5 protein-coding genes are annotated in these 6,383 nt (G+C 48.3%); 3 read left to right on the top strand and 2 right to left on the bottom strand.

Annotation, left to right across the window (positions count from 1 at the left end):
• Positions 1–225: 225 nt before the first annotated feature.
• A complete protein-coding gene (locus tag EXE44_RS07100) occupies positions 226–1,884 on the bottom strand; it encodes a glycosyltransferase family 39 protein (protein WP_137706852.1) in 1,659 nt (552 codons plus the stop codon).
• Positions 1,885–1,886: 2 nt separating this feature from the next.
• Complete coding sequence (locus tag EXE44_RS07095) at positions 1,887–2,978, bottom strand: NAD(P)-dependent oxidoreductase (RefSeq protein ID WP_137716557.1); 1,092 nt, start codon at positions 2,976–2,978, stop codon at positions 1,887–1,889.
• Positions 2,979–3,579: 601 nt separating this feature from the next.
• On the opposite strand from EXE44_RS07095, the gene EXE44_RS07090 reads away from it, so the two are divergent.
• From EXE44_RS07090 to EXE44_RS07080, 3 genes are read left to right on the top strand one after another with little or no spacing between them, the layout of a single operon-like run.
• Positions 3,580–4,491, top strand: a complete 912-nt coding sequence (locus tag EXE44_RS07090; protein WP_137694955.1) for a decaprenyl-phosphate phosphoribosyltransferase — start codon at positions 3,580–3,582, stop codon at positions 4,489–4,491.
• On the top strand, positions 4,488–5,126 hold the full coding sequence (locus tag EXE44_RS07085) for a PHP domain-containing protein (RefSeq protein WP_137716556.1): 639 nt from the start codon (positions 4,488–4,490) through the stop codon (positions 5,124–5,126). The genes EXE44_RS07090 and EXE44_RS07085 overlap by 4 nt, the downstream gene beginning before the upstream one ends.
• The gene (locus EXE44_RS07080) at positions 5,126–6,106 is read left to right on the top strand and encodes a lysylphosphatidylglycerol synthase transmembrane domain-containing protein (RefSeq protein WP_137694909.1); all 981 of its coding nucleotides are present in this window, start codon (positions 5,126–5,128) and stop codon (positions 6,104–6,106) included. Before EXE44_RS07085 ends, EXE44_RS07080 begins: the two co-directional genes overlap by 1 nt.
• The last annotated feature ends 277 nt before the right edge of the window (positions 6,107–6,383 follow it).

Here is a 6,383-nt window from a genome sequence, read left to right as displayed (position 1 = left end):
ACAGAGAATTAGACGGCCAGCGCTGGATGGCCGAGACTGCCTTTTCGGCCATCAAACGTCGGTTCGGCCCCGCCTGTCTCCCCCTCGCGCGTGGTACCGCGAGTTCCGCGAACTCGTGGTGACCGCCGCAGTCTGCAACCTCGAACAAGCACTCAAACGGTGATTCCCACGCCATCATCGGATTCAACAAAGCACTCTAATTCATTTAATTAAGAGTGTTAAGAGTTAACAAGTATATACTTTTGTGTCATTCTTAGTGGATTTTAAATTACACTTATTGATAATGTAATTGTGAAGTCGAGGATAATAATCTTGTAAAGATATATCTCCCTCATTAGTATATATCGTTCTATTTGTATTATAAATAATAATTGTGTCTGTATTATTCATAGTACTAATGAGGTCTGCAATATCTCGGTTATCCATCTCACCCGGTAAGAATGATGCATATCGTGTTGGAGGTATAGATCCTGTGAGTGGGTAATATCCCGGGAGATAGGGTAACGCCACAACGTGATACTTTGAATTGGATCCTTCTTGTATTTTCTTGACTGTTTCCACGGTTGTTGAAATGTTCTCATATTCCTTCTCAGAAATTTGCAAGCGATCAGCTGTTTGAATATCAGAATCAACATAATTCTGGCCTCCTAACAGAGGATTTCCTAATAACAATCGCATCTGTCCAGCTCCTGCTGGGATAAGTAGTGTACTAAGCACCAGACAGAGAATTGTAATTTCTTTCATTTCGGGTAAATGGCCCAGCCGGCTGCTACGATGTACATTTAACTCCGGGTAGTATTCATCTAGTAAGAGCGATAACAATACGACAGAGGGGAAAATTGCATTTGCGAGATGCGACATATCGCTACGGCCAAGTGCGATGAAGTAGAAGAGAGATGCGACAACAGCGATCCAACCAAGAGAATAATTATCTCCAGACACTTCGTCTGTCTCTCTATACGTCTGTAATAGATGTTTTACAGTGATAGCTACTAATATCGGTGGTAAAAAGAAAAGGAATGAATTCACCGATCTAAACCCAAATCTTAATATACCCATTAATGATAGTTCAAAAGTTAAAAAGGGGCGCATAATTGGGCGAATTACTGAGATACCCATTGCCTCAGAAAATGCGGGGAGAGATAGAAAGAGATCATGTATCAGATAGAATATAGCGTCATTTATAAAGTAATAATAGAGAACTGGTGTTACACTAATGATACCAACTCCTACGAATAGAGTCAGCTTTTTAGCCCCTCTCCAGTAGCTAACAGGCGCAGGGCTGTTGTATTCGCATATTAGAAGTAATGAGAGAAATCCAATTGATAAGAACCCACCGACTTCCTGGCTCATAAGGCCTGCAATAGTCACAACGAGCGATAGCCCGATAATTCGACGCTGTGTTAAACCCGATTGTATAGAAAGGACGCCCAAATATATATATGGAAGTGACATAATTACTCTACTTGATTTGAATCCAATAGGAATCCAAATCAGTACAATAAATGTAAGTGCATATATTGGTACCCATCTGTTTGTAGTAAGTCGTTTAATAATAAGATAGAGTCCAGCTAAAAGAGCGAGGGTAAAAATAATTTCATAAATGCGGAACGAAAAAAATGAATATCCAAATATCTCCAAGAAAGATGCTATACCCCAAATGTATCCAGGAGCATACATAGTGAAAATATCTTTATAGAGAACCAAATTCTCGCTTCCTATCCCCCACGCAAGATAGAATTGAAATCCCTCATCAGAGAGTTGAATCCCATATGGAACTGATACTAAAAGCTGAAACAATGTATATAATACAATAAATACTATTGAACCTCTATGGATATAATTGAAGTAAGAATCTTTTTTTGAAGACGCTAAATCGACCATGTCTATATTTTTTTGAATACCTTTTTCACTATTTTAAGAGCGCCCTGATCCCACGCGACACGATGGTCTTTTCCAGTTTTATCCTCACTTTCTTCATAATTCTCTAGATACCATTGATATGTATCAACCAATGCCTTTTGATTGGAGTATTCTGGTTCCCATCCGATATCGCACAACTTTTCGACGGAGACGTACGAGTCCTCGTGAGCTGTTTCATATACCCACGGATAGAGCGGTGACAGATCGAGTTTGTTCAACACTCGGAGAGCAAAGCGGGTCAGCGTTGCTGGTGTTCCGACAACTCGCTTCCCTGTTCCCGCCTCGTCAATCGGGGCTTGGAAGTCTTCTTTCATCGTTCCGTATTCCGTCGCACCCACATTGAACTCGTCATTCACCTCGCTCTCGTCCAACGTGAACATCATCTCGATTGCCCGAACGAGATCGTGAACGTGGAGTAATTGATACTTGTTGTTTCCCCACCCGACCATCGGGATGTTCGCCCCACCCTCGATCCAGTCGAACAGGACCTGAAACACGCCAAGCCGCTGTGGTCCGATGAACGTCTTTGGTCGAATAATCGGGACGCACATCCCCATCCGACGGAAGTCTCGACAGATGTTTTCGGCTTCGATCTTTGCGTCTCCGTATGGACCGACACCGTCTAACGGCGATTCCTCGGTAATTGGATGCGTATCATGAGTGCCGTAGACGGCTGTGGACGAAATATAGACCACTCGTTCAACGCCGTGCTCTTTCGCGGCCCACAATACCGAGCGCGTCCCCTCAACCGTTACCTCCCAAATCTCGTCGGCGTCCCACAGTGGGAGTGCCGCCGCACTGTGGACGATTACATCCGCGTCAGCTTTCTCAATTGCCTCGGACACTCTCTCCTCGTCACGCACATCGGCCTCTATGTATTCAATGTCTTCTGTATCGTCTTCTTCGTTGAACGGTTTGAGGTCGAGTGCGGTTACGTCCCAGCCCTGATCAGCAAAGTACTGGCACGTGTGAAGTCCCAGAAAGCCAGTTCCACCCGTGACCACGACAGAATCATGCTGGCTGCCCGTAGGGTCCATCTGCTCAGTCGTACTCATTATGTCGATAAAATTAGCGTAATGTCTTTATACTTACTATTGCCGCATACCGATGAGCCCCAACACCTGTTTTCGGCCCGACTGATCAAGCGAATTTGCTTCAAGTCGGCGGAGACCAGAAGAGCGGTAAACCCACGAGTCCCTATGAGCACTATGATTGTACGATGTACTCGCGGAGCCACGCGATTATTTCTGCTGTAGTAGGTTTCCCACTAGCCGTTACTGCGCCTGGCTTGGATCACTTCGCAATTGGACGGATTAATCGTGGTGATTGGTCTAACCTCGCCCGTTGTCTTGGAACCCGTCGCGGGTATTTGTAGATCAACCATCGATATTCGAGCGAAGTGATATATGGCGAGATCACCGGTTATTTACTCATCTTCTCATTGGCGGCGTTCTTTCCCGTATTAATATGGATTATTATTGGATGTTTGGCCTTCATGACGGCCGCTTACCATCTATACGCACGTTATTGCGGATCTCTACTCGGATATACGGACCAGAGACGCCTATCTCAGCCAACGAGAGTAGCTTCGCGTGGCGCAATTATACAGATCAACAATATCTTTATTGTCTTGTTGGTCAGTAGACTAGATATTGAATGGATAGGTCATCGCAGATCATTAACCCAGTAACCACAGTCACTGGACTGGTTCGAGAGATTCGCCCGTGGCAATGGTACAAGCAGGGCGTAATGCTCTTGGGAATCGTCTTTTCGCAAAATCTTCTCAATTGGGGTGTTTGGCTGAGCCTCTTGATCGGGATTGTGTCGTTCACAACAGTTGCCAGCGCAACATACATTTTCAATGATATTAGCGATCTTGAAGAAGATCGCAATCACCCGCAAAAACAGCACCGCCCGATTGCAAGTGGACAAGTGTCTGTCTCGGTTGCCGCGGTTTTCGGCCTCATCTTAGCTGGTATCGGACTCGGAGCCGCCTACAGTCTCGGCCCCCTCTTTCTCGCTATCCTTCTCGCCTATCTCGCACAGAACGCCCTGTATTCACTTGTTCTAAAGCAGTTCGTCTTCGTCGATGTGCTGATCGTCGCTATCGGGTTCGTGCTCCGCGCTATCGCGGGAGTCATCGCTATCGACGTGTTCTTGAGCCCGTGGTTGATCGTGAGTACATTCCTTCTTGCGTTGGTGCTCGCGTTTGGAAAGCGCAGGAATGAACTGGAGGTAGCGGCCAACCCACAGCAAACACGCGATGTCTTAGGCGAATATTCGGAGAACAATATTGACCAACTCCTAGTGATGGTGATGGCAACCCTGCTGATGTCGTACTCACTCTACACGTTCTCACGAACGGACCCGACGATGATGGTGACCCTCCCGTTTGCGTTCTTTGGTGTGTTTCGCTATCATCACCTCGTCCATACGACGAACATCGCAGGTCAGCCCGAATATCTCCTCACGGATCGATCCTCAGTAGTGAATCTTATCCTCTGGGGTATCGTTGTTGTTGCCGTCCTCTACAACGTCCCAGAGATGGCTGTTGGGGTGATTCAATGAAGCGATACGACCTCCAAGTTCATACCGACGCCTCTCCGTGTTCACGAGCCTCTCCCGCTGACATTGTTGATGCGGCTGTTGATGCGGGATTAGATGGAATTGCTATCACGAATCACGATACGCTGGCGGGGTACGATGAGGTCTCCGACCTCGCACCTGCTGGCCTAACCGTGATTCCTGGGGTAGAAGTGACGACGACACAGGGGCATCTTCTGGCATTGTACATCAACGATGAGCCCCCGCAGTCCGACCCAGTAACCGTTATTGAACACGTCCACGAGCAAGATGGGATTGCGATCCTCTCGCATCCGTTTGATCGGTTCCGAGAGTATTACAACACAGATCTCGACGCAATTGCCTCACAAGTTGACGGCGTCGAGGCTCAAAATTCACGCTGTCTACTCTCTCGCTTCAACCGTCGCGCTCGGGAGTATGCTACCCAGCACGACTTAGCGATCACGGGCGGAAGCGATGCGCACTTTCCGATGGAGGTGGGCCGGTCTATAACAGTGTGTGACTCGCCATTCCGTGAGGCTATCAAATCCACATCAACGCAGATAGCCGGACGAGGGGGGTATCTCTCGGGTCATACTGCGACGAAACTAAATGACGCACTCAGGATGGTGAATCTCTAATGGGTGTCCTCTCAACAGTTCAACGAGCGATTCGCCAACACGGGCTCTGGGTCACAGCACTCTTGACGGTTGCCGTGTTCTTTGGGCTGTTCGTCGTCGGTGACGCCTCGCAAGTCGTTTCGGCACTGCTTGCGGTTGATCGCTGGCGGGTTGGTGTCGTGTTCCTCCTCGCTACGATTAGCTATGCTGTCCGGTTTCTCAAGTGGGAATACTATCTTCGCCACTTAGACATTGACATCCCACTCAAGACAAGTCTGATCGTGTTTTTCAGCGGTTTGATGATGGTCGTGACTCCTGGGAAAGCAGGTGAAGTCTGGAAGGCCTGGTTCCTTCGTGACCTCCGTGATGTACCAGTCAGTCAGACAGCGTCCGTGGTCGGTGCTGAACGAGTAACTGATCTGATCGCACTGTCGGCCTTTGCGTTTCTCGGGTTACTCATTTATCAGCGGTCATCGGTCGTGTTGATCGGCGTGATTCTCCTGTTCTTGCTCGGCATCAGTCTGCTTCAGTGGCGAACGTTTTGTCTACGTGTCTTAGGATGGCTAGAGACGCTTCCGATCGTCGGGTCGTATGTAACCGAGTTAGAGGAGTTCTATGAGAGTACGTATACGCTGTTCCAAGTGTGGCCACTCAGTACCGCGTTCCTCATTAGCCTCGTGGCGTGGGGCTTAGAGGGAGTTGCGCTGTGGGTGGTGCTAAGTGGTTTCAGTTCGGAAGCGACCCTCCTCGCTGCGTTGTTCGTGTTCGGGTTGGGATCGGTCGTGGGTGCGGCCAGCCTCCTTCCTGGGGGGTTAGCGGCCGCAGAAGCCAGTATGGTCGGAATGCTCGTCATCTTGGGATACACCCAGACAATTGCGGTAAGTGCGACAGTGATTATCCGGGTCGGAACGCTCTGGTACGGAGCAATCCTGGGAACGTGTGTCTTCGTCGTCTACCGGTTTGTGAGAGATCAGGGCCAAGTCACAAGCCCGAGCAACTGATTCAAGCTGGTTCGCTACTCAGTTTGGAATATGTTGGTAGACTGGTCGTGCTAACAGATACACTGTAATACAACTGACGATCAGCAGAAACACGATATTGACCGTCTGAACTAAGCTCGATGAGAAGCTCCGGAGAGATTGTCCGATAGTGATGTAAAAAATATCCCAGGGTAGTTCACCAATGATAATCCCGATCGCGAAGTTTCAGCTGGAGATAACGGCCAAGCCAGCCCCAATAGAGACACTCTCTGCGGGAGCTGGTAACAGTTGAGCGGCA

The organism is Halorubrum sp. SS7 (genome assembly GCF_005435055.1).
Taxonomy (GTDB): Archaea; Halobacteriota; Halobacteria; order Halobacteriales; family Haloferacaceae; genus Halorubrum; species Halorubrum salinarum.
This window is presented reverse-complemented; position numbering and strand designations above follow the sequence as displayed.

What these genes read in the sequence shown, in the direction of transcription:
- EXE44_RS07100 (WP_137706852.1), bottom strand. Translation starts at nt 1,884, where the DNA reads ATGGTCGATTTAGCGTCTTCAAAAAAAGATTCTTACTTCAATTATATC.
- EXE44_RS07080 (WP_137694909.1), top strand. Translation starts at nt 5,126, where the DNA reads ATGGGTGTCCTCTCAACAGTTCAACGAGCGATTCGCCAACACGGGCTC.
- EXE44_RS07090 (WP_137694955.1), top strand. Translation starts at nt 3,580, where the DNA reads ATGGATAGGTCATCGCAGATCATTAACCCAGTAACCACAGTCACTGGA.
- EXE44_RS07085 (WP_137716556.1), top strand. Translation starts at nt 4,488, where the DNA reads ATGAAGCGATACGACCTCCAAGTTCATACCGACGCCTCTCCGTGTTCA.
- EXE44_RS07095 (WP_137716557.1), bottom strand. Translation starts at nt 2,978, where the DNA reads ATGAGTACGACTGAGCAGATGGACCCTACGGGCAGCCAGCATGATTCT.